Raw genomic sequence first — 349 nt, forward strand, 5'->3', positions numbered from 1 at the left:
TGCTAAGTTTGCTCTTGACAACTTTGCCGAAGCACTTGACCTACCTCATATTAAACCGGAAATTTATTATGTACCCCGGCAATCGGCACTAGGCATCCACAATGATGAATATGGGGATGCACTGTACGAGCTACAAGCCCACGCGGGCAGCGAGAACAAATCATTTGCACAGTTTAACAACCCAGACGAAATTATTAGCACCTTCGATTTATTGGAAGAGCTAAGGGAAAATCCTCAAGCCAGCGTTGACGAACAGGAATATATCAAGGCCCGGCTCTTTGATATGTTGATTGGAGATTGGGATCGCCACCAGGACAACTGGCGGTGGGCCGAATATGAAGAGAATGAC

1 protein-coding gene is annotated in these 349 nt (G+C 46.4%); it reads left to right on the forward strand.

Features of this window, described 5'->3' with window-relative positions; all coding sequences use genetic code 11:
• Positions 1–349 (forward strand): hypothetical protein (locus tag HC175_RS21330; protein WP_168139942.1); only part of this gene is annotated, 349 nt, incomplete at both ends.

Source organism: Salinimicrobium oceani, from assembly GCF_012037645.1.